Source organism: Streptomyces sp. NPDC048643, assembly GCF_040650615.1.
In the GTDB taxonomy this organism is placed as follows: Bacteria; Actinomycetota; Actinomycetes; order Streptomycetales; family Streptomycetaceae; genus Streptomyces.
Genome location: NZ_JBEZHO010000003.1, coordinates 28,604 through 51,408, shown reverse-complemented (window position 1 = coordinate 51,408; position 22,805 = coordinate 28,604). Strand labels below are relative to the sequence as shown.

General features: G+C 72.7%; 12 protein-coding genes. 3 read left to right on the top strand and 9 right to left on the bottom strand.

The window, feature by feature from the left end; translation table 11 throughout:
- Window positions 1-55: 55 nt before the first annotated feature.
- The 4 genes from AB0C62_RS03980 to AB0C62_RS03965 form a co-directional block, all read right to left on the bottom strand.
- Window positions 56-1,468 (bottom strand): dipeptidase, encoded by a 1,413-nt coding sequence (locus AB0C62_RS03980; protein ID WP_362969504.1) that lies wholly within the window; start codon window positions 1,466-1,468, stop codon window positions 56-58.
- Between the two features lie 10 nt (window positions 1,469-1,478).
- A complete protein-coding gene (locus tag AB0C62_RS03975) occupies window positions 1,479-5,075 on the bottom strand; it encodes an ATP-dependent DNA helicase (protein WP_362969503.1) in 3,597 nt (1,198 codons plus the stop codon).
- 158 nt (window positions 5,076-5,233) lie between these two features.
- Window positions 5,234-8,767 carry an ATP-dependent DNA helicase gene (locus AB0C62_RS03970; RefSeq protein ID WP_362969502.1) on the bottom strand — a complete coding sequence of 1,178 codons (3,534 nt, stop codon included), beginning with the start codon at window positions 8,765-8,767 and terminating at the stop codon, window positions 5,234-5,236.
- Between the two features lie 248 nt (window positions 8,768-9,015).
- Window positions 9,016-9,381: an MGMT family protein gene (locus tag AB0C62_RS03965; RefSeq protein ID WP_362969501.1), complete on the bottom strand. Its 366-nt coding sequence runs from the start codon at window positions 9,379-9,381 to the stop codon at window positions 9,016-9,018.
- 186 nt (window positions 9,382-9,567) lie between these two features.
- On the opposite strand from AB0C62_RS03965, the gene AB0C62_RS03960 reads away from it, so the two are divergent.
- The 3 genes from AB0C62_RS03960 (at window position 9,568) to AB0C62_RS03950 (ending at window position 15,735) form a co-directional block, all read left to right on the top strand.
- Complete coding sequence (locus AB0C62_RS03960) at window positions 9,568-12,420, top strand: lysylphosphatidylglycerol synthase transmembrane domain-containing protein (RefSeq protein WP_362969500.1); 2,853 nt, start codon at window positions 9,568-9,570, stop codon at window positions 12,418-12,420.
- A 101-nt stretch (window positions 12,421-12,521) separates the two neighbouring features.
- Entirely contained in the window at window positions 12,522-14,066 is a 1,545-nt protein-coding gene (locus AB0C62_RS03955) for an alpha/beta hydrolase (protein ID WP_362969499.1), read from the top strand.
- A 115-nt stretch (window positions 14,067-14,181) separates the two neighbouring features.
- Window positions 14,182-15,735 carry an alpha/beta hydrolase gene (locus AB0C62_RS03950; RefSeq protein WP_362969498.1) on the top strand — a complete coding sequence of 518 codons (1,554 nt, stop codon included), beginning with the start codon at window positions 14,182-14,184 and terminating at the stop codon, window positions 15,733-15,735.
- Window positions 15,736-15,806: 71 nt separating this feature from the next.
- Here the strand turns inward: AB0C62_RS03950 and moeZ are convergent, their stop codons facing one another.
- From moeZ to AB0C62_RS03925, 5 genes are all read right to left on the bottom strand, one after another.
- Window positions 15,807-16,985 carry an adenylyltransferase/sulfurtransferase MoeZ gene (gene moeZ / locus AB0C62_RS03945; RefSeq protein WP_362969497.1) on the bottom strand — a complete coding sequence of 393 codons (1,179 nt, stop codon included), beginning with the start codon at window positions 16,983-16,985 and terminating at the stop codon, window positions 15,807-15,809.
- Window positions 16,986-17,048: 63 nt separating this feature from the next.
- Window positions 17,049-17,801, bottom strand: a complete 753-nt coding sequence (locus AB0C62_RS03940) for a spherulation-specific family 4 protein (protein ID WP_362969496.1) — start codon at window positions 17,799-17,801, stop codon at window positions 17,049-17,051.
- Window positions 17,789-18,769, bottom strand: coding sequence for an NAD-dependent epimerase/dehydratase family protein (locus AB0C62_RS03935; RefSeq protein WP_362969495.1), 981 nt, complete (start codon window positions 18,767-18,769; stop codon window positions 17,789-17,791). Before AB0C62_RS03935 ends, AB0C62_RS03940 begins: the two co-directional genes overlap by 13 nt.
- Window positions 18,770-19,426: 657 nt before the next feature.
- Window positions 19,427-20,659, bottom strand: coding sequence for a hypothetical protein (locus AB0C62_RS03930; RefSeq protein WP_362969494.1), 1,233 nt, complete (start codon window positions 20,657-20,659; stop codon window positions 19,427-19,429).
- Between the two features lie 341 nt (window positions 20,660-21,000).
- Entirely contained in the window at window positions 21,001-22,734 is a 1,734-nt protein-coding gene (locus AB0C62_RS03925; RefSeq protein WP_362969710.1) for a DUF3492 domain-containing protein, read from the bottom strand.
- Window positions 22,735-22,805 lie beyond the last annotated feature (71 nt).

Here is a 22,805-nt window from a genome sequence, read left to right as displayed (position 1 = left end):
GGCGGTTCAGCGGGACGGGCGTGTGGGGCGCCCATGAGGGTGGGGATCGGCTTGTTCAGTGTGCCTCGCGCCAGTTCTCGGCCAGGTCGCCCCACAGGTGGGCGGCCGTCTCGACGCCCTTCATGAGGAGGTCGAGTTCGACCTTCTCGTTCGGGGCGTGCCAGCCGTCGGAGGGAACGGAGATGCCCAGGAAGAGCACCGGGGCATCGAGGACTTCCTGGAGGTCGGCGGCCGGCCCGGAGCCGCCCTCCCGGGTGTAGCGGATCGGCTGCTCGAAGGCGCGGCCCATGGCGCGCACGACGGACTGCAGGGCCGGGTGGTCCAGCGGGGTGAGGCACGGGCGGGTGGCCGGGCCGAAGGTGATCTCGTGCCGGATACCGGCGGGCACCTGGTCGGCCGCCCACGCGCGGACGACCTTCTCGACATGGTCGGGGTCCTGTCCCGCGACGAGCCGGAAGGAGAGCTTCACCAGGGCCGAGGACGGGATGATCGTCTTGCTGCCGGGGCCCTGGTAGCCGCCACCGATGCCGTTGACCTCGGCGGTCGGGCGGGCCCAGACGCGCTCCAGGGTGGTGTGACCGGCCTCTCCGTGGGTGGCCGTCGACCTGGCCGTGCGCAGCCACCGCTCCTCGTCGAAGGGCAGCTCGGCGAAGAGCTCGCGCTCGCGGTCGGTGAGTTCGGTGACGCCTTCGTAGAAGCCGGGTACGGCCACGCGTGCGTGCTCGTCGTGCAGGGCCGCGACCAGGCGGGCGGCCGCGGCCGCCGGGTTGGGCACGGCGCCGCCGAACGAACCGGAGTGGATGTCCTGGCCGGGCCCGTACAGCTCGATCTCGCATTCGGCGAGGCCGCGCATGCCGGTGCAGACCGTGGGGGTGTCCTCGGACCACATGCCGGTGTCGGAGACGATCACGGCGTCGGCGGCGAGCCGCTCCGCACGCTCTTCGACGAGCCGGCGGAAGTGCGGGGAGCCGGATTCCTCCTCGCCCTCGACGAGCAGTTTCAGGTGCACGGCCGGGGCGGTGCGGCCGGTGGCGGCGAGGTGGGCGCGGACGCCGAGTGTGTGGAAGAACACCTGGCCCTTGTCGTCGGCGGCCCCGCGCGCGTGGAGGCGGTTTCCGCGGATCACCGGTTCGAAGGGGTCGGTGTCCCAGCCGTCCTCGCGGGCGGCCGGCTGCACGTCGTGGTGTCCGTAGACGAGGACGGTGGGGGCGTCGGGGTCCTCGGAGGGCCATTCGGCGAAGACCGCCGGGGCCCCGGCGGTGGGCCAGATCTCGCTGGTCGGGAAGCCGGTGTCCCCGAGTTTGGCGGCGAGCCAGTCGGCGCTGCGTGCCACGTCCGCGGCGTGGTCGGGCTGGGCCGAGACCGAGGGGATGCGCAGCCACTCCGTGAGGTCGTCGAGGAAGGCGGCGCGGTGGGCCTCGATGTACGTGCGGACGGTGCTGACGACGTCGTCAACGGGCTTGCTCATGTTCACGAGCCTAGCTGCCCACGGAGGCGTGTTCGTCCGGCGGTTCTCCGGGGGCCCCGTCCGAGAGGGCCGCGGGGTCCTCGGTGAGCAGCCGCTCCAGTGCCGCACGGTCCAGGAGCCGGCCGGGGCGGACGACCTCGCCGCCGCGGACGTACACGAACGCGGCTGTGACGGCTTCCAGGGGCACGCCCTGCCGCTCGGCCCAGGCAAGGCGGTACACGGCGAGCTGGAGCGGGTCCGCGGTCCGCTCGCGGCTGGTCTTCCAGTCGACGATCTCGTACGTCGTCCCGTCGCCGTCGCCGTCCTTGTAGACGGCGTCGATGCGTCCGCGCACCACGCGCCCGGCGATGGCGAGCTGGAAGGGCGCCTCGACGCGGTAGGGAGTGCGATGGGCGTAGGGGGTGCGTTCGAAGGCGTCCTTCAGGGCCTCCAGATCGCGCTCGTCGGCGATCTCGGCATCGCTGCCGGGCAGCTCATCGGGTTCCAGCATCGGCAGCCGCAGCGCTTCGAAGCGGGACTCCACCCAGGCGTGGAAGCGTGTGCCCCGGCGTGCGGCGGGCTGCGGGGGGCGCGGCATGGGGCGGGCGAGCTCCTGCGCGAAGGCGTCCGGGTCGGCGGCGAGGCGCAGCAGCTGGGAGGCGGTGAGCGACGCGGGCAGCGGTACGTCGGTGACGCTCGCGCGGGCTCGCAGGAGTTCCCCGGTGAGGGCGTCCAGGTCGCGGTCCCAGGAGGCGAGGGTGCGGGCCTCCTCGGGCGTGAGGCGTTCGGTGCCGGGGTCCTCGGGATGCCGGCGGGCGTCCATGGACGGGGCGTGGCCCTGGTGCGGGACGGTCGGGCGGGCTGTTCCGTGCCTGGACGGGCGGTCGCCTGGGCGGTCCGTCGTCCAGGAGTCCCAGTCGGAATCGTCGCTCTCGGGGAGGGGACCCTCGGGAGGGCCGTCCTGCGTGTGGTCGTCCTCGGGGAGGTCGTCCTCCTCGTAGGCGAACGGATCGCCCTCGTCGTCCTCGGGCGGGGGCGGCCATTCCGGATCGTCGTGGGAGGCAGGGTCGTGGGTGGCCGTCGGGCGATGCCCGGCGGTGGCGGGGTGCGCGTCGTCGTGGGAGGCGACACGCTCCAGGTGGGCGAGTACGGTCTCCGCCGCCGCACGCCGCCTGGCGAGGGCCGCGTCGTCCAGCGGGAGCGGCCAGGCGTGGTCGGCGGACGCCTCGTGCAGGGCCGGGTTCTCCTCGTCCTCCGCCGGTTCGTCCGCCCAGGCCTCGATCTCGCCGTGTCCGGCCGCGCAGTGGTCGTACAGGGCGTGCAGGAAGTCGGACGGGCCGCGGGGGCGCTTCTGGGAAGGGCCCCACCAGTGGCCGGAGCCGAGCAGGAGCGAGCGGGGACGGGTGAACGTGACGTAGCCGAGGCGGAGTTCCTCGGTGTGCTGGTGGTCCTTCATGGCCTCCTGGAAGGCCTTGATGCCCCGGGCGTCCCAGGCCTCGATGTCGGGCAGGGTGTCGGCGTCGCCGCGCAGGGTGTGCGGCAGGACCTTGCCCTGGGCGGTCCACTTCTCGCGGCCCTGGCTGCTGGGGAAGGTGCCGTTGACGAGGCCGGGCACGGCGACGACGTCCCACTCCAGGCCCTTGGACTTGTGCGCGGTGAGCACCTTGACGGTGTTCTCGCCTCCGGGCAGGGCGTTGTCCAGGCCCTTCTCGTACTGCGCGGCGGTGCGCAGGAAGCCGAGGAAGGCCAGCAGGCTCGCCTCGCCGTCGCCTGCCGCGAAGGACGCGGCGACGTCCAGGAAGTTCGACAGGGTCTCGCGGCGCCGGGCGGCCAGGGCGTGCGGGGACGCGGAGAGTTCGACCTCCAGTCCGGTGACGGCGAGGACCCGGTGCAGGACGTCCATGAGGGGGTCGGCGAGGGAGCGGCGCAGGTCGCGGAGTTCGGCGGCGAGGCGGGCGAACCGCACGCGCGCGTCCGGCGAGAAGGGCAGCCCGTCGTCGTCCCCCGGGGTCTCGATGGGGGTCTCCAGGAAGGTGTCGAGGGCGTCCGCGAGCGATATCACCTCGGCCGGGTCGACCCCCTCGACGGCGGCGGCGAGCCGGCGGTCCGGGTCCTCGTCGGCCCCCACGCGCGTGTGGGACACGAGCAGCCGCGCCCTGCGTCCGAGGAGTGCCAGGTCGCGCGGGCCGATCCGCCAGCGCGGTCCGGTGAGCAGACGGACGAGGGAGGCGTTGGCCCCCGGGTCCTGCAGGACTTCGCAGACGGCGACGAGGTCGGCCACCTCGGGCAGGTGCAACAGCCCGGAGAGGCCCACCACCTCGACGGGGATGTCGCGGGCGACGAGGGCGCCCTGGATCTCGGCGAAGTCGGTGGCGGTGCGGCACAGGACGGCGATCTCGCCGGGCGCCTTCCCGGTGCGTACGAGATGCGCGATGGATTCGGCGAGCCAGTCGATCTCCTCGGCGTGGGTGCGCAGCAGCGCGCAGCGCACGAGGCCGTCGCGTTCGGCTCCGGGGGCGGGCCGCAGGGCCTCCACGCCCGCGTGCATGGCGCGCAGCGGTTCGGCGAGGCCGTTGGCGAGGTCGAGGAGGCGGCCGCCGCTGCGGCGGTTCTCGCTGAGCGACTGGCGGGTGGCGGGACGGCCGTCGGGGCGCGCGAAGTGCTCGGGGAAGTCGTCGAGGTTGGCCACCGAGGCGCCGCGCCAGCCGTAGATCGCCTGGCAGGGGTCACCGACCGCCGTCACGGGGTGTCCGGTGCCGCCGCCGAAGAGTCCGGCGAGCAACACGCGTTGGGCGACCGAGGTGTCCTGGTACTCGTCCAGGAGGACGACCCGGAACTCATCGCGGAGGATCTCTCCGACCTCGGGGCGGGTACGGGCGAGGGTAGCGGACAGGGCGATCTGGTCGCCGAAGTCGAGGAGGTCCCGTTCGCGTTTGGCGGCTCGGTAGCGGCCGACCAGTGCGGCGAGTTCCCGGCGGGCGGCGGCGGCCTCGGGGACCTTGCGCAGGTCGGCGTTGCTGAGTTTGACGCCTTCGAGGGTGCGCAGCAGTTCGGCGTCGTGGGCGCGCAGGTCCTCGGCTCGTACGAGGTGTTCGGACAGCTCGGAGTCGAGGGTGAGCAGGTCGCCGACCAGGTCGGGGAAGGAGCGGGTCAGCGCCGGGTAGGGACCCGGCGCTTCGCGCAGCACGCGGGCGGCGAGCTGGTAGCGGGTGGCGTCGGCGAGCAGCCGTGACGTCGGTTCGAGCCCGATGCGCAGGCCGTGGTCGGTGAGCAGGCGGCCCGCGAAGGCGTGGTAGGTCGAGATGACCGGCTCGCCCGGCGGGTTGTCGGGGTCGATGACGTCCGGGTCCGTGACGCCCGCCTTGACGAGCGCCTTGCGGACCCGCTCGGCGAGTTCGCCGGCCGCCTTGTTGGTGAACGTCAGGCCGAGGACCTGTTCGGGGGCGACCTGTCCGGTGCCGACCAGCCACACCACGCGCGCCGCCATCACCGTGGTCTTGCCCGAACCGGCCCCGGCCACGATCACCTGCGGGGCCGGGGGCGCGGTGATGCACTCCGTCTGCTCCGGGGTGAACGGGATCCCGAGGAGCTCCTTGAGCTGATCGGGACGGGTGATACGGGCGGGCATGTCCGAGAGGCTAGCGGCGCCCGCTGACACTGGGGGCCACATCGACGGCCGGGGCGGGAGAACCGCTGGTCAGCCCGTGTGGTGCCGTACGTCACGTAGGTGACGTCCCGCCCCTCGCACCCTTCGGCCCGGCGACCCGGTGTGCGTCTCCGGCTGCGTCATTCGACGACCTGTCGTCCCTCCGGCCGCGCACTGCACGACGCCCGGAACGCGCAGTGTGTGCAGTGTTGTCCGGTCGTGGGCGAGAACCGTTCGTCGAGGACCTTGCCCGCGGCGTTCGCCAGGAGGTCGCCGACCCATTCGCCCTCCAGCGGCTCCTGCGCCTGCACCTTGGGGAGGGTCTCGCCGCCGTTCTTCTTGGCGGCGCCCTGGCGCAGCTGGACGAGTTCGGCGCCGCCCGGGCCGGGGCGTTCGCCGTCGAAGACGTCGTCGACGGCACCTTCGCGGACGGCGAGCTGGTACACGGCGAGCTGCGGGTGGTGGGTCACCTCGGCGGCGCTGGGGGCCTGTTTGCCGGTCTTGAAGTCGACCACGTAGGCGCGGCCGTCGGTGTCCGCCTCGACGCGGTCCATGGAGCCGCGGATGCGTACTTCGTAGGAGCCCGCTTCGAGTGTCACGTCGAAGTCGTGCTCGCTGGCCACCGGGGTGCGCCCGGTGCGGTCCATGACGTGCCACTTCAGGAAGCGTTCGAGCGCCACGCGCGCGTGCTCCTTCTCCTGCGCCGACTTCCAGGGCGCGTCGAAGGCGAGCGCGTTCCACACCGAGTCGAGGCGCTCCATGAGGACGGCGAGGTCGGCGGGGGTCCGTCCGGAGGCGACCTCGTCGGCGAGGACGTGCACCACGTTGCCGAATCCCTGGGCGGCGGTGGCGGGCGCGTCGGCCTTCACCTCGCGCCCGAGGAACCACTGGAGGGCACAGGTGTTGGCGAGTTGGTCGAGCGCGCTGCCGGACAGCACGACGGGCTGGTCGCGGTCGCGCAGCGGGACCTTGCTCTCGGTCGGCTCGTACACGCCCCACCAGCGGTAGGGGTGCGCGGAGGGGACCAGCGGGCGGCCGTCCTCGTCGGCGAGTGCGGCGAGGCGGGCCAGACGGTGGGCCGCCGCCTGCCGCAGGCGGTCCGAGACGCGCGGGTCGACCGTCGTGGCGCGCAGTTCGGCGACGAGCGCGGCGACGGACAGGGGGCGGCGCGGTCGGCCGGTGACGTCCTTGGGCTCCACGCCGAGTTCGCTGAGGAAGCGGGACGGCTGGTCGCCGTCGTCGGCCGGTGCCTTCACTGCGGTGACGACGAGGCGCTCACGCGCGCGGGTGGCCGCCACGTAGAACAGCCTTCGCTCCTCGGCGAGGAGCGCGCCAGGGGTGAGGGGTTCCGCGAGGCCGTCCCGCCCGATGCGGTCGGCCTCCAGCAGGGAGCCGCGCCGGCGCAGGTCCGGCCACAGTCCCTCCTGGACACCCGTGACGACGACGAGCCGCCACTCCAGTCCCTTGGAACGGTGCGCCGTCATGAGGCGCACCGCGTCGGGCCGGACGGCCCGGCGGGTCAGCGTGTCGGCCGCGATGTCCTCGGCGTCGATCTCCTCCAGGAAGTTCAGGGCGCCTCTGCCTCCGGTGCGCTCCTCCGCGCGCGCGGCGGTCGCGAACAGCGCGCACACCGCGTCGAGGTCCCGGTCGGCGTTGCGCCCGGCCGCCCCGCCGCGGCGGGCGGCCCGCTCCAGACGCTGGGGCCACGGCGTGCCCTGCCAGAGGTCCCAGAGGGCTTCCTCGGCGCTCCCGCCACCCGCGAGTCGCTCGCGGGCCTTGCGGAGCAGTGCGCCGAGGCGCTGGGCCCCTCGGGCGTACGCCGGATCGTGCGCGACGAGCCGCTCCGGCTCGGCCAGCGCGCGGGCCAGCAGCTCGTCGGACGGCGGCGGTACGAGGTTCCCGGCGGCGCGCTCCTCCTCGCGCAACGCCCGGCCCAGGCGGCGCAGATCCGCCGCGTCCATGCTGGCGAGCGGCGAGGCGAGGAGGGTGAGCGCGGTCTCGGTGCCGAGCCAGGCCGCGACGACCGGCTCGCCGCCCGCGGCGTCGGCCGAACCGTCCGTGCCCTCGGAGTCCCTTGTGTCGTCGGTGTCCCCGGAGGTGTCCCGGGACGCGTCCGGGGTGCTCTCCGCGCCCTGGACGCCCTCCGTGTCGTCGGCTTCCTCGGTGGCGTCCACGTCCTGGTGCGCGTCCGCTTCGCCAGGCAGGGTGGCGTCCTCGGACGCACCGGAGCTCTCGGAAGCACTGGCGCCTTCACCGGCGCTACGGTCCGTGTCCGTGTTCGACTCCGCCCGGGCCACCGCCCGCAGGGCCGTCAGCAACGGCGCCACCGCCGGTTCGTGGCGCAGGGGCAGGTCGTCGCCGTCGATGTCGAGGGGCACGCCGGCGACGGTGAGTGCCCGCCGGACCGTGGGGATCGAGCGGGAACCCGCACGCACCAGGACGGCCATGTCGCCCCAGGGGACGCCGTCCTCCAGGTGGGCGCGGCGCAGGATGTCCGCGATGTTGTCGAGCTCCGTGCCGGCCGTCGGGTACGTGTACACCTCGGCGCCACCCCCGTCCCGCACCGGGGACAGCTCGCGGTGGGCACGCACCTTCTCGGCGGGCAGCCGGGTGAGCGGCATGCGCTGGGTGAGCAGACGGGTCGCGGCCAGCAGGGCGGCGCCCGAGCGGCGGGACGTCCTGAGGACCTCGACCGGCGCCGGGCGGCCGTTCGCGCGCGGGAAGGCGTCGGGGAAGTCCAGGATGCCGTTCACGTCGGCGCCCCGGAACGCGTAGATCGACTGGTCCGGGTCGCCGAAGGCGACGAGGGTGCGACCACCGCCGGCGAGGGCGTGCAGCAGCCGTACCTGCGCGGGGTCGGTGTCCTGGTACTCGTCCACGTAGACGGCGTCGTACTGCGCGGCGAGCCGCCCGGCGACGTCGGGGCGCCGGGCGAGGAGCACCGCGCGGTGCACCAGTTCCGCGTAGTCGAGCACGCCCTGCATGTCGAGCACGTCGAGGTACTCGGCGAGGAAGGCCGCAGCCGCGCTCCAGTCCGGGCGCCCGATGCGCCGGGCGAAGGCCTCCAGGGCGTCGGGGCCGAGCCCGAGTTCACGGCTGCGGGCGAGGACCGCGCGGACCTCGTCGGCGAAGCCACGTGTGGTCAGGCAGGCGCGCAGCTCGTCCGGCCAGCGCACGGAGGCGAGGCCGAGCCGCTCCAGGTCGGGCTGGCCCGCGAGCAGGCCGCGCACCGCCACGTCCTGTTCCGGACCGGAGAGCAGCCGCAGCGGCTCCACGAAGAGGTCGGCGTCCTGGTGGGCGCGGACCAGGGCGTAGCAGAAGGAGTGGAAGGTGGTGGCCTGGGGAGCGCGGGCGGCCCCTATGCGCAGGGCCATGCGGTCGCGCAGTTCGACGGCCGCCTTCCGGCTGAACGTGAGCACCAGGATGCGTGCCGGATCGCCGCCCCGGGCGATCCGCGCGGCGACGGACTCCACCAGCGTGGTCGTCTTGCCCGTACCGGGACCCGCCAGCACGAGGAGCGGTCCGCCGCCGTGCTCAACCACCGCGCGCTGCCCTGCGTCAAGACGAGGGGGATCCACCCGGACCGGGGCGGTGCGCACCAGCCGGTACGCGCCGCGGGTCCCCTGGCGCGCCTGAGGGTGCGCCGGGTGCCTGATGGAAGAAGTGGAGCTCACGTGGTTCGCCGGTCCTGGTGGTCGTACTGGTTGGCGGGCCGTCGCGCGGTGGAGGCGGTGGCCGCGGGGTGAGGGAGATGCGCGCCGACGACGGTACGCCGGTGAGGTTCACGGAAGCAGGGCTTCCGCTTGTTCCCTCACGTCACGTGCGTCCCTCGCCTCACGAACGTGCGGCATGTCACGGATGTGCCTCGGTTCCCTCGTACGGGCCTCAGGTTCCCCTTCCGTCCCGTGAATGCCGGAAGCTGTCAGGTGTGACCTTCCGCCCGCTCGCCGCCGTCCCACCGCGCCCGTCTCATGTCGACTCGTGGCAGATGCCCCTCCGCGGACCGGCTCGCCTCCTTCAGCGGCGTCCCCTCCGAGCGGTAGTGGGCCATCGCGTCCAGTTCGTGGCCGGGCAGCAGGGTCCCGTCGGCGCGGGTGACCCGCCACCACGCCACCGCCCCGCCGTAGAGGGCCATCACCCGGCCCACCTGGCGCGGTCCCCCCTCTTCCAGCCATTCGGCGATGTCGCCGTACGTCATGACGCGCCCGGGCGGGATCAGCTCGGCGACCTCAAGGACCCGCTCCGCGTACTCCGGCAGGGCGTCCGCCGGAAGGCTCTCCTCGCTCATCCGCCCCATCCTGCACCACCCCACCGACAATGTGACGCGGCGGCGACTGTGCGTGTGCCTCGCTCCGGGGTGACGCTTGAGGCAGACTGTGCGACCCCGCATTTGCACCCTGATGCCCCCCTGTGTCAGTCGGGCATGCCACCATCGTGCGGGCGGTGACTGGTGATACGAGATCAAGAAGAGACCATGAGGCAGCAGGGCGTGCACCCCGAAGACGCGGAGGGCACCTCCGATGCCTCGTCACGCCCGGACACCGGTGACGTCGGCGAGAAGGACAAGAACGACGACAAGGAGTCGATCGGCTCGGCCGAGGAGTCCGCGTCCGATGCGGGCGACACCGAGGCCGAAGAGACCTCCTCCCGGGCCGAGGAAACCGCTCCGCGCCCCCCAGGCATGGAGAAGCGCCAGGCCAGGCGGGACTGCGAGGACGTCGACGAGGCCCACGCGGACGAGGTCGAGGGCGACGAACCCCTCCTCCCCGCGCGCGTACACCGCCCCTCCGACCTCATGCGGCTCCTTGTCGGCGTGCTCGCCATCGCGGTGCTGCTCGCCATCGCCGCGTTCGCGCACGGCACCACCTCGGGTCTCGAACAGGACATCAACAAGGGCACCGGGCAGGCACCCGATCTGCTGATCAAGATCGCGGGGCTCGCGTCGAGCATCGCGATCCTCCTGGTGCCCGTCGCCTTCGCGATCGAACGGCTGATCAAGCGGGACGGACTGCGCATCGCCGACGGCGTGCTCGCCGCGGTCCTCGCCCACGGGGTGACCCTCGCCACGGACCTGTGGGTCGCGAAGGGCGCCCCCGGTTCCATCCAGGAGGCGCTCACCCAGCCCTCCCCCGGTGACATCCACGCCCTCACCGACCCGGTCCACGGTTATCTCGCGCCGGTCATCGCCTATATGACGGCCGTCGGGATGTCCCGCAGACCACGCTGGCGCGGGGTGCTCTGGGTGGTGCTCCTGCTCGACGCCTTCTCCATGCTGGTGACCGGCTACACGACACCGTTCTCGATCATCCTGACGGTGCTCATCGGCTGGACGGTCGCCTACGGGACGCTGTACGCGGTCGGCTCCCCGAACGTGCGGCCCACCGGGCGGACCCTCATGGCGGGCCTGCGGCACGTCGGCTTCCACCCGGTCAGCGCGGCCCGCGAGGAGACGCCGGAGACCACGGAGAACGGCGACCGCGGCCGGCGCTACTTCGTGACCCTGGAGGACGGCCCTCCCCTGGACGTCACGGTCGTCGACCGCGAACAGCAGGCGCAGGGCTTCTTCTACCGCGTCTGGCGCCGCCTGACGCTGCGCGGCATCACCACGCGCCGCAGCCTCCAGTCGCTGCGCCAGGCCCTGGAGCAGGAGGCTCTCCTCGCGTACGCCGCGATCGCCGCCGGGGCCAACGCCCCCAAACTGATCGCCACCTCCGAGCTGGGCCCCGACGCCGTGATGCTCGTCTACGAGCACACCGGCGGCCGCACCCTCGACTCCCTGCCCGACGAGCAGGTCACGGACGATCTGCTGCGCGACACCTGGCACCAGGTGCAGGCCCTTCAGTCCCGGCGCATCGCGCACCGCAGGCTCGCGGGCGACGCGATTCTGGTGGATCGTTCCGGCAAGGTGATCCTCACGGACCTGCGCGGCGGTGAGATCGCGGCCGGTGATCTCCTGCTGCGGATGGACGTCGCCCAGCTGGTGACCACCGTGGGACTGCGTGTGGGCGCCGAGCGCGCGGTCGCGTCGGCGGTCGGCGTGCTCGGCCCGGACGCGGTCGCGGACTGCCTGCCCATGCTCCAGCCGATCGCACTGACCCGCAGCACGCGCGCGACGCTGCGGAGGTTGGCCAGAGAGCGCTCGCAGCGCGAACGGGACGCGGTCCTCGAAGCCTCCCGGCAGGCCAAGCTCGCTCGCGCAGAGGAAGCGGCGGAGGCGGCGGCGCCCGTCTCCGAGAAGACCGCCAAGAAGGCCGTCCGTGCCGAACAGCGCGCCGAGAAGCGGGCCATAGACGAAGCGCTGGACGAGGCGCGCGAGGAGGATCTGCTCACCCAGATCCGCCACCAGGTGCTGCTGATCAGGCCGCAGGCGCCCGTCGAGCCCGCTCGCCTGGAGCGGATCAGACCGCGCACCCTGATCAGTTTCATCGCCGGGGCCATCGGCGCGTACTTCCTGCTGACCCAGCTCACCCACATCGAGTTCGGCACGCTCTTCGACAACGCCGAGTGGGGCTGGGTCGCGGCGGCCGTGCTGTTCTCCGCGCTGAGCTACTTCGCGGCGGCGATGAGCCTGCTCGGCTTCGTGCCCGAACGAGTGCCCTTCATGCGGACCGTGGCGGCTCAGGTCGCCGGCTCGTTCGTGAAGATCGTCGCCCCCGCTGCGGTCGGCGGTGTGGCCCTCAACACGCGTTTCCTGCAGCGTGCCGGGGTCCGGCCCGGGCTCGCCGTCGCGAGCGTCGGCGCCTCCCAGCTGTTCGGGCTCGGCTGCCACATCCTGATGCTGCTGTCCTTCGGCTATCTGACCGGCACGGAGAAGACGCCGTCCCTGTCGCCGTCCCGCACGGTCATCGCGGGTCTGCTGACGGTCGCCGTGCTCGTCCTCGTGGTGACGTCGGTGCCGTTCCTGCGCAAGTTCGTCTCCACGCGCGTGCGGTCACTCTTCGCGGGTGTCGTCCCGCGCATGCTCGACGTGCTCCAGCGGCCGCAGAAGCTCGTCACGGGCATCGGGGGCATGCTGCTGCTGACGGCCTGCTTCGTGATGTGCCTGGACGCGTCGATCCGCGCCTTCGGCCACGAGGAGCCGACCACACTCAGCCTCGCCAGCGTCGCCGTCGTCTTCCTCGCCGGCAACGCACTGGGCTCCGCGGCGCCGACCCCCGGTGGCGTCGGCGCGGTCGAGGCGACCCTGACGGTCGGCCTGATCGCCGTCGGCCTCCCCAAGGAGGTCGCGGCCCCCGCGGTACTCCTGTACCGGCTGCTCACGCTGTGGATCCCGGTGCTGCCCGGCTGGCTGTTCTTCAACCACCTGACCCGCAAGGGCGCGCTCTAGGACACCGCCGAGAACTCCCTCGTACGGGCTTCGCGGCGCGTCCTCACCCACACGGCTCGTGCCCCGAGCGCGCCGCCGCGCGGGCCCGCAGGATGGGGAGCATGCCGAACCCGTCCCAGCTGCGCGCCGCTGCCCTGACCGTCACCGCCGTCCTGCTGGCCGCATGGTCGACCGGCTGCGGCAGCGACTCCAAGAACGAGGATCTGACGGCACAGAAGCTCAGCTGGAAGGAGTGCCCGGCCCCGTCCGAGTCCGAGGGCGGCGGCAGCGCGCCCTCGCCCCTGCCGGGCGGTACGGAGTGGCAGTGCGCCACCTTGAAGGCGCCCCTCGACTGGGCCGACCCCAAGGGCGACACGATCGGGCTCGCGCTGATCCGGGCGAAGACGAGCGGTGACGCGAGCAAGCGCATCGGCTCGCTCATCTTCAACTTCGGCGGGCCCGGCGGCTCGGGCGTCACCACCCTGCCCGCGTTCGGCAAGGACTACGCCGCCCTGCGCACCCGCTACGACCTGGTCAGCTTCGACCCGCGCGGCGTCGGCCGCAGCGCGGGCGTGGAATGCGAGGACGACCAGCAGCTGGACAAGTACTTCCAGCAGGACGCGACCCCTGACGACGCCGCAGAGACGCAGGACCTGCTGCGGAACACCAAGACGTTCAACGCGGCGTGCGAGAAGAACTCCGGCAAGGTCCTCCCCCATGTGCGCACCACCGACGCGGCGCGCGACATGGACCTGATGCGCCAGGTGCTCGGCGACGACAAGCTGCACTACTTCGGCATCTCGTACGGCACCGAACTGGGCGGTGTGTACGCCCACTTGTTCCCCAAGAACGTGGGACGCGCCGTGTTCGACGGGGTCGTCGACCCGACGCAGAACCCGGAACAGAGCTCGCTCGGCCAGGCCAAGGGCTTCCAGCTCGCGCTCGACAACTTCGCCGACGACTGCACCTCGAAGGTCGAGGACTGCCCCATCGGCGACACCGCCCAGGACGTCAAGGACCGCATCGCCAAACTGCTGAAGGACCTCGAGACCAAGCCGATCCCCGGAATCTTCCCGCGCGAGCTGACGCAGACCGCCGCGACCAACGGCATCGCGCAGTCGCTGTATTCGAAGGACTTCTGGGAGTACCTGACCGAGGGGCTCCAGCAGGCGTACGACGGCGACGGCAAGGTGCTGATGCTGCTGTCCGACTCGATGAACGGGCGCAACGAGAACGGCACCTACAGCAACATCACGGCGGCGAACATCTCCATCAACTGCGCCGACGACAAGCCGCGCTACACCGCGGACTTCGTACGGTCGAAGCTCCCGGAGTTCCGGTCCGCCTCCCCGTTGTTCGGCGACTACCTGGCCTGGGGCATGGTCAGCTGCACCGACTGGGCCGTGCCGGGCGCCGCCGACCACCCGGACGTCAGCGCTCCCGGCGCGGCCCCGATCCTCGTGGTGGGCAACACCGGTGACCCTGCCACTCCGTACGAGGGCGCGCGGAAGATGGTGGACGCGCTCGGCAAGGGCGTGGGCGTCGAGCTCACGTACAAGGGCCAGGGACACGGGGCGTACGACAGCAAGAACAAGTGCGTGCAGGGCGCCGTGAACGGCTATCTGCTGCAGGGCACCGTCCCCTCGGCCGGAACCGTTTGCTCCTAGATAGTCGCAGGTCAGAGCGTTATCCACAGGTCTCGGCACGGTCGGCGGCCGGCGCCTACTATTGCCTGCATGTGATCCGCGACTTCGGGCGGAGCACGGGCAAGGGGGGACGCTCATGACACGTTTCGCACGGTGGACGGCCGCTGCCGCCGCCGCGTTGCTGGTGGCCGGCTGCGGCGGGGGCTCGTCCGGTGACGGCAAGGACGAGGGGAAGAACAGCGACGGACCGTCGGCCGCGGCGCCGTCCTCCACCGGGTCGCCGGGACTGCCCGCCTCCCTGACCGCGCAGAAGCTCGACTGGGGCCGCTGCAAGGCCACTTCGGACGCGCCCGCGCCAGGCGGCGGCTGGCAGTGCGCCACGCTCAAGACCCCCCTCGACTACGCGAAGCCGGACGGCGGGACGATCGGTCTCGCACTCATCCGCTCGAAGGCGACCGGCGGTCAGAGCAAGCGCATCGGCTCCCTGTTGTTCAACTTCGGCGGCCCCGGCGGCTCGGGCGTCTCCACCCTGCCGTCGTACGAAAGCGCCGTCGGACCGCTCCACGAGCGGTACGACCTGGTGAGCTGGGACCCGCGCGGAGTGGCTGCCAGCGAAGGCGTGCGGTGCCGCACGGACAAGGCCATCCAGGCATCCGAGTCCGTGGACGCCACTCCGGACGACGCGGCGGAGGAGGCTGCGTACTTCCAGGACGCCGAGGACTTCGGCAAGGGCTGCGCCAAGGCCGCCGGGAAACTGCTGTCCCATGTGTCGACGACCGACACCGCGAAAGACATGGATCTGATGCGCCAGGTCCTCGGCGACCGCAGCATGCACTACTTCGGCATCTCGTACGGCACGGAACTGGGCGGTGTGTACGCCCACTTGTTCCCGAAGAACGTGGGACGCCTGATCCTGGACGCCGTGGTCGACCCGAGCGCCGACACCGTGGGCCACGCCAGGAACCAGACGCTGGGCTTCCAGCGCGCCCTGGACGACTACCTCAAGTCCACCGGCCAGGACCCCCGGCAGGGATCGCGGAAGATCGCGGACCTGCTGAAGCGGATCGACGCGAAGCCGCTGCCCACCTCCGGCGGTCGCAAGCTCAGCCAGACACTGGCCCTCACCGGCATCGTGCTGCCGCTCTACAGCAAGCAGGGCTGGCCGACGCTCACCGAAGCCCTGAAGGACGCCGAGGACGGGGACGGTTCGGCCCTGCTGCACCTGGCCGACGGATACAACGAACGCGACGCCTCCGGGCACTACGGCACGACGACGCATTCACAACGGGTCATATCGTGCTTGGACGACAAGCAGCGCCCGACCCCCGAGGAGACGAAGAAGCGGCTGGCAGGGTTCGAGAAGATCTCACCCGTGTTCGGGGACTTCATGGGCTGGGACACGGCGGGCTGGTGCCACGACTGGCCGGTGGCCGGGCAGCACGACACCCCCGAGGTGAGCGCTCCGGGCGCCGATCCGGTCCTGGTCGTCGGCAACACCGGGGACCCGGCCACTCCCTACGAGGGCGCCCGCAGGATGGCGGACGAGCTCGGCAAGGACGTCGGTGTGGAGCTGACCTGGAAGGGCGAGGGACACGGCGCCTACGGCAGTGGGAGCGACTGTGTCGACTCCACCGTGAACAGCTATCTCCTGGACGGGACGGTGCCGAAGGACGGCAAGGTCTGTTCATGACGACGGCGGGGGTTCCGCGGACACCCGGTCCGCGGAACCCCCGCCGCCGAAAGAGCGGGACGTGCCGCCGGTCAGTACACCGGCTTGTCGGGCTCGATCTGGTTGACCCAGCCGATCACACCGCCGCCGACGTGCACCGCGTCCGAGAAGCCCGCGGACTTCAGGACGGCGAGGACCTCCGCGCTGCGGACTCCCGTCTTGCAGTGCAGGACGATCTTCTTGTCCTGCGGCAGGGTCTCCAGGGCGGTGCCCATGAGGAACTCGTTCTTCGGGATCAGCTTGGCGCCGGGGATCGAGACGATCTCGTACTCGTTGACCTCGCGGACATCGATGATCTCGATGTTCTCGCCGTCGTCGATCCACTCCTTGAGCTGCTTGGGAGTGATCGTCGAGCCGGCCGCCGCCTCCTGGGCCTCCTCGGACACGACGCCGCAGAAGGCCTCGTAGTCGATGAGTTCCGTGACGGTCGGGTTCTCGCCGCAGACCGCGCAGTCGGGGTCCTTGCGGACCTTGACCTGGCGGTACTGCATCTCCAGGGCGTCATAGATCATCAGACGGCCCACGAGCGGGTCGCCGATGCCGGTCAGCACCTTGATCGCCTCGGTGACCTGGATGGAGCCGATGGACGCGCAGAGCACGCCCAGGACACCGCCCTCGGCGCAGGAGGGGACCATGCCCGGCGGCGGGGGCTCCGGGTAGAGGCAGCGGTAGCAGGGCCCGTGCTCGGACCAGAAGACCGAGGCCTGACCGTCGAACCGGTAGATCGAGCCCCACACGTACGGCTTGTTGAGCAGCACGCACGCGTCGTTGACCAGGTAGCGGGTCGCGAAGTTGTCCGTGCCGTCCACGATCAGGTCGTACTGGCTGAAGATGTCCATCACGTTCTCGGCCTCGAGCCGCTCTTCGTGAAGGATCACGTTCACGTACGGGTTGATGCCCAGCACGGAGTCGCGGGCGGAGGCGGCCTTGGACCGGCCGATGTCCGCCTGACTGTGGATGATCTGGCGCTGCAGGTTCGACTCGTCGACCTCGTCGAACTCCACGATGCCGAGCGTGCCCACGCCCGCCGCGGCCAGGTACATCAGCGCCGGCGATCCGAGGCCGCCGGCGCCCACACAGAGCACCTTGGCGTTCTTCAGCCGCTTCTGCCCGTCCATGCCCACATCGGGGATGATCAGGTGGCGGGAGTACCTGCGGACCTCGTCTACGGTGAGCTCAGAGGCTGGCTCGACCAGGGGTGGCAGCGACACGGGGACTCCGTTGGTCGGTCAATCACTACAGTTGTTCTCCGCGTAACACTGCCACGCCCTTCTTCATTCCGAGACACCCGTTCCGATCCGCGAGACGATTTCGTCCCAGTAGCCGGGCATCGTCTCCCAGGGGTCGACCCTCCCCCCATGGTCGGAGCGGTCGGTGAAGTAGATCGTGGAGGCGCCCTGCCAGCGCGCGACGCGCAACGCCTCCTCCAGATGACCGCGCGGCACACCGTGGACGAAGTGGCAGAAGCGCTCGGGCGGATAGTCGGCGGTCCACTCGGCGACCTGCGACCAGCGGTACTCGCTCCAGGGCCCGGAGAAGGTGACCAGTTGGTCGGCGTTCTCCGCGTATCCCGGATACGGGTGGGTGCCATGGCCCAGCACGATGTGCGCGCCGTCGCGGAGCGCCCGCAGCGACCCGATCGTGCGGCGGATCTCGGGCAGCGCGGAGCGCTCGGCGGGGCAGCGGTCGAGCAGGAACCCGTCGGCCTGGTACCAGTCGAGATAGCGCCGCGCGTCGGCGACCACGTCGTCGAACGGGCGCGCCCCGTAGGCGGTGTCCAGGTGGCCGAGCACCCGGACACCGGCGTTGCGCAGCCGTCCTGAGGCCTCCAGACAGCGCGGGTCGGGGCGGTCACCGGGGCCGTTGTCCACGTTCAGGACCACCCAGTGCAAGGGGGTGCCGGGGCGGGTCAGGCCGTCCCATTCGACGGGAGCGACGAGGGGGTGCGCGTAGCCGGGGACACCGAAGCCGACCCCGGACCGGTCGGTGCCGGCCGTGCCGGTGGCGGTGCTGGTCAGATGCGGCACGCCGCCTCCATCCAGATGTCGGCGAGGGACTCCTCGAGGTTGATCCGGGGCCGCCAGCCGAGCCGGTCGCGGGCGGTGCGCACGTCGGCCTGCTGCCAGCCGCCGCAGCCGTCCGGGTAGGGGTACGCGACGGGGGCCACGTGGTCGGGTTCCGGGCGCGGGTGTCCGATGGTGGCTCGCAGCGCGGGACCGGCCGGGCCGGGCGGCCCTGACGGCCCGTCGAGTTCGTGCAGGGTGCCGCCGTAACCGGCCACGCGGGCGAGGACGGAGGCGGCGTCGCGGAGCCGGACGGCACGTCCCGAGCCGATGTTGATCACGCCCTGCGCGGCGGAGAGGGAGGCGGCGTGCACGGCGCGGGCGACGTCACGGACGTCGATGAAGTCGCGTTGCACGCCCAGGCCGCCGAGCTTCAGTTCGCCGTCGCCGGACTGCATGGCGCGGCGCAGCGCCTCGGCGAGCCGGCCGAGCGGGGATCCGGCAGGTGTTCCGGGCCCCGCGGGCGAGAAGACGCGGAGCACGACGGCGTCCAGGCCGGAGCCGAGGACGAGTTCGGTGGCCGCGAGTTTGCTCACGCCGTACGGGCCGCCCGGGCGCGGCACGGCGTCCTCGGCGGTGGACGAGCCGGGCTGGCTGGGCCCGTACTCGGCTCCGCAGCCGAGCTGCACGAGCCGGGCACCGCAGCCGCTGCGCCGCAGGGCCTCGCAGACGGTGGCGACGGCGACGGTGTTGTGCCGGGTGAGGTCGCGGGCGCCGCCGCGTGTGGTGCCCGCGCAGTTGATGACGACTCCGGGGTGCACCGCGTCCAGGAAGCGGGTGAGCGCGCCGGGGCTGCCCGAGGCGAGGTCGAACCGTACGTCGGCGTCGTCGCCCCGGCCGAGCGCGGTCAGCTGCACGGCCGGATCGGCGAGCAGTCTGTCGGCGACGAAACGGCCGAGGTAGCCGTTGGCTCCGATCAGCAGGACCCTCATCGGGCGGCTCCCGGGGCGGATTCTCCGGTTCGGGAGGTGATCATCTGACTGTCTCCTTCGAGGTGATGCGTAGGTCGGGGAGAGCTCCCGCGGTGTCGGCCCCGCGGGAGAAGGGGGACCGGCCCCGGGGCGTGATCCCGGGCACCGGAGAGGGCTCATGGCGGCGGGGGCCATGGGCCGGAACAGGAAGCGTCGTGCGAGGAGACGGCCCGTGCGCCGTGGCGTGGCCGGCCAGAGGCCGCGTCCTCCTGAGCGCGACAGGGCTCGGAGCGCGGCCTCCGCCCCAGCCGTTCGGCGTGCCGGGGTCGGAGCCGGGGCCGATGTCGGAGCCGATGCCGATGCCGGGGTCGGAGCGCTTCGATCCGTCCCGCGCCCCGCGCTTCGATCCGCCCCGCGCCCCGCACCTGGGGCCGCCCTGGGCGGTGCGGCTCCGTCGACCGCGACCCGACGGGATCGGGCCGCCCACGGCACGGACCGTCCCGCCGCCCAGGTCACCGGCCTTCGAAGCGCCTCGGCCCCGGCGGCTCGGCCCGCCGTGCGCCGGCGGCTTCACTCCGTGCACGGCGGAGTGCCTCGACGCTGCCCGGGCCCCGCGGGTGAGGACGCCAAGAGTCGGCGACTCGCTTCGGCCCGTTCGCCGGGTCTCGTCCCCGGCGTTCATGGGGCCTCGCCGGTCCGGGCGTGGGCCGAGGCGCGGGTCAGCGTGCGGGAGGCGTGCAGGAGCAGGATGACGGCGCCCGCCCCGCACACCAGAGCGGGTACGGCGCCGGGCCCCCAGGTGTCGACGAGGGTGTCGACGGGGGTGGCCAGGAACGAACAGCCGGGGAGCCGGGCCGCGTAGACCGTGGCCAGGGCCGCTGCTTCCGCCGCGCCCGCTCCGGCGAGTGCCAGGGCCGGGGCGTGGGTGAAGCCGCGCGCCGTCAGGAGTCGTGCGAGCAGGAGCAGGGAGCCGAGGGCACCGGCTCCGGCGTAGGCGGGCGGCTCGTCGAGCACCGCGCCGCACAACGCGAGGAGGCCGAGCAGGGCGCACACGAACAAGCCGAACGCGCCGATGAGCAGGGGCTGTACGGAGGCGGCGAACTCCTCCAGCCCCCGGCTCGTGGTGAGCCGGCGGCGAGCGCGGCTGACGAACAGGTGGGCGCACCAGGCGGCAGGAGCGCAGGCCAGCGAGAGGGCCAGCACGGGGGCGGTGGCCAGGGGCCAGTTGCCGTCCGGCCCTCCGGTGAGGCCCGCGTTCAGCAAGCCGTCGCCGAGGAGGGCGTACGCGACGAGCCAGCACGTCCACGCGAGGGTGGCGCCCGTCGTGCCGTGGCTGCTGCTCAGCGGGCCGCGGCGCAGCGCGAGGCGGAGACCGCACGCGACGGCGAGGGCGCCGAACGCGGCGACGGCGAGACGGGGTTGCCCGTGCGTGAGCCGCAGCCCCGCGACGACGCCCGCACCGAGGGCGCCCGGCACCAGGGCGAGGACGGCCCAGTAGGCGCGCGCACCGGGTGGTGCGGGCCGCTCCGCGTCGGGCGGCGCGGACTCGCCGTCGCGCGCCACGCGCGCGTACATCTCCTCGGCGAGCGAGAACACGTCCCGGTGACGGAAGCGGGCGGCGGTCCGGTCGGTCACGCCGTGGGCCTCCAGACCCGCGGCGATCTCCAGCGGGTCGACGGCCCGTTCGCAGAGTTCGCGATGCCGGTGCATCAGCGCCTTCACGGGGTCCGCAGCGCCGCGGCGTCCAGCGTTCCTGCGCGCACCGTCGGCGCCCTCATTGCCGGGGCCGGGGCCGGCGAGCCTGCGCCCGCCGTAGGCACCCTCAGCACCCTCCGCGCCGATGCCAGGAATCCCGTTCCCACCGCCGGTGGCCTCGGAACTCGCGCTCTCCACAACGGTGTCGGAGAGCATGAGCCCCCCGTCGGCAACCTCGGATCGCGTGCCGGCGGGCCACGCCGCTCCGTCCGCACGCTCCCCGCCCCGGCCCCCGCCGCCACCAGGTCCGCCACCGGGTCCGGCATCGGATCCCGCACCACGGCGAACGTCACGAACGCGGCCCGCGTCACCGCCCGAAGCGACCTCGCCCCATGCGACCCCGACCGAAGCGACCTCACTCGACGCGACCTCGCCCTGTACGCCCGCACCTCCGCCCGACGCGCCTCCACCCGCTTCCGGCACTCCCGTGCCGTCGGGGTCCGGTTCCGTCAGGTCGCCGACGCCGCCGCGGGCGCCCGGTCCTGCGGTGTCGCCGGTCATGCGCCCTCCCCCGCCGGAACGGTGGCCGTGGCGCGCACCGGTGCCCCGTCGCCCCAGCGCGGCCGGCCCGCGGCCATCAGGCGGGCCTCGGTCCAGCGGCCAGGGAGGTGGGCCTCGGCGGGTACGCCGAACGGCAGCGGCTCCCCCGTGTTGTCCACGACCAGGCGACGTACCGGTGAGTGCGAGACGATCTCCAGGTAAATGCCGTGAAATGCCGTGATGTTCTGCTCGACGGTGAAGAGTTCGAGGGCGCGGGCGCGGGCGGCGGCGCCGAGGCGCTCGCGACGCTCGGGGTCGCGCAGCAGCGCCACGCACGCCTCGGCGAGCGCCCGCGGGTTGCGCGGCGGGACCACCAGTCCCGTACCGCCGATGACCTCGACGACAGCGCCCACGTCGGTGGAGACGGTGGCCCGGCCGCAGAACATCGCCTCGACGAGGCTGATCGGGAAGCCCTCGACGACGCTGGAGAGGACGACCAGGGCACCGGAGGCGTAGGCCTCGGCGAGGCTCGGGACCTCCGGTCCGCCGATCTCCTCGAAGGACACGGGGTTGTCGCCGACCGCGTGCACGCCCTCGGCCTCGTCGGGGAAGAGCTGTGCGGCGAGCGCCTTGCAGTGGGCCAGGTAGGTCGCGCCGTCCGGTCCTTCGGCGGGGGCGCCGACGATCCTCAGCCGGGTCTTCGGCTCCTCCTTGCGGACCTCCGCGAAGGAGTGCAGCAGGGAGATGAGGTCCTTCGCGGGTTCGATGCGGCCTACCCACACCAGCGTGTCGGGGTCCGCGCACCGGCTGCCCTCGGCGCCCTCTCCGACCTCGGCGAAGCGCTCGGCCTCCATGCCGGGGTAGACGGTGCGCAGTTTGGCGCGGTCGGCGCCGCAGCGCTCCTGCCAGCGGCGGGCGTGGGCGTTCCCGGGCGTGATGAGGGTGGCCGCGCCGTACACCTCGGCGGCGAGCGCGCCGTGGAACGCGGCGAGCAGGGCACGGACGGCGGGGGCCTCCGTGACGGTGCTGGAGGACAGGTAGTGCGCCCGCAGCTGCACGCCGTACTCGGTGACGAGCAGCGGGACTCCGAAGAAGTGCCGGGTGAGGAGGCCGGGCAGGGCCGCCGCTCCGCCGGCCGCGGCGTGACAGAGGTCGACCGAGCCGAGGCCGTCGTCCTCGTACCAGTCCAGCGAGAGGGGGCGCAGGGCGCGCTCGATGTGGCCGGCGACGGCGAGCAGGTCGGGTACGCGTGCCGCGCGGGCGGTCCGCAGCGCGCCGGGCGCGCGACAGGCGCGCTCCAGGGCGCGGACCGCTCCTTCCGAACGGAGGGCGCCGACCAGACCGCCCTCCTCACGGGCGAGTTCGGCGAGGGCGTACAGCGCGCTGGCGAAACGGTCCGCCTCGACGCCGGAGGAGTCCGCCGCCCCCTCGGAGGACCCCGTCGCGCCGGGTGTCTCCGGTCCCGTGCAGACGGCCGCCGCGAGCTCCCCGTACGCCTCGGCGAAGCGGCGTCGTGCGCGGCGCCCGTGGACCACGCCGTCGTCCTCCGCCGTCCACAGCGGCGCGGTGCGGACGCGGCTGACCTGGGACGGCAGTTGGATCCAGCCCTCGTCCTCCTGGCGCTCGGTGCGGCTGAGCGCGTAGATGTCGAACTCGTGCTGCCCGAGCCCGCGCACGAGCCGGTCGCACCAGAGTCTGGCGTCACCGCTCACATACGGATAGCCACCCTCCGTCAGCAGTCCGATGCGCACGAGCACACCCCCGATCTCCCGTATGGGGAGCCGCCGTTGACCCGGCGGCTCGCAGCGGGACGAACGTATGC

Coding starts and splice junctions, on each gene's coding strand:
- AB0C62_RS03935 (WP_362969495.1), bottom strand. CDS start 18,769: ATGAGGGTCCTGCTGATCGGAGCCAACGGCTACCTCGGCCGTTTCGTC.
- AB0C62_RS03960 (WP_362969500.1), top strand. CDS start 9,568: ATGAGGCAGCAGGGCGTGCACCCCGAAGACGCGGAGGGCACCTCCGAT.
- AB0C62_RS03975 (WP_362969503.1), bottom strand. CDS start 5,075: ATGCCCGCCCGTATCACCCGTCCCGATCAGCTCAAGGAGCTCCTCGGG.
- AB0C62_RS03980 (WP_362969504.1), bottom strand. CDS start 1,468: ATGAGCAAGCCCGTTGACGACGTCGTCAGCACCGTCCGCACGTACATC.
- AB0C62_RS03950 (WP_362969498.1), top strand. CDS start 14,182: ATGACACGTTTCGCACGGTGGACGGCCGCTGCCGCCGCCGCGTTGCTG.
- AB0C62_RS03930 (WP_362969494.1), bottom strand. CDS start 20,659: ATGCTCTCCGACACCGTTGTGGAGAGCGCGAGTTCCGAGGCCACCGGC.
- AB0C62_RS03965 (WP_362969501.1), bottom strand. CDS start 9,381: ATGAGCGAGGAGAGCCTTCCGGCGGACGCCCTGCCGGAGTACGCGGAG.
- AB0C62_RS03955 (WP_362969499.1), top strand. CDS start 12,522: ATGCCGAACCCGTCCCAGCTGCGCGCCGCTGCCCTGACCGTCACCGCC.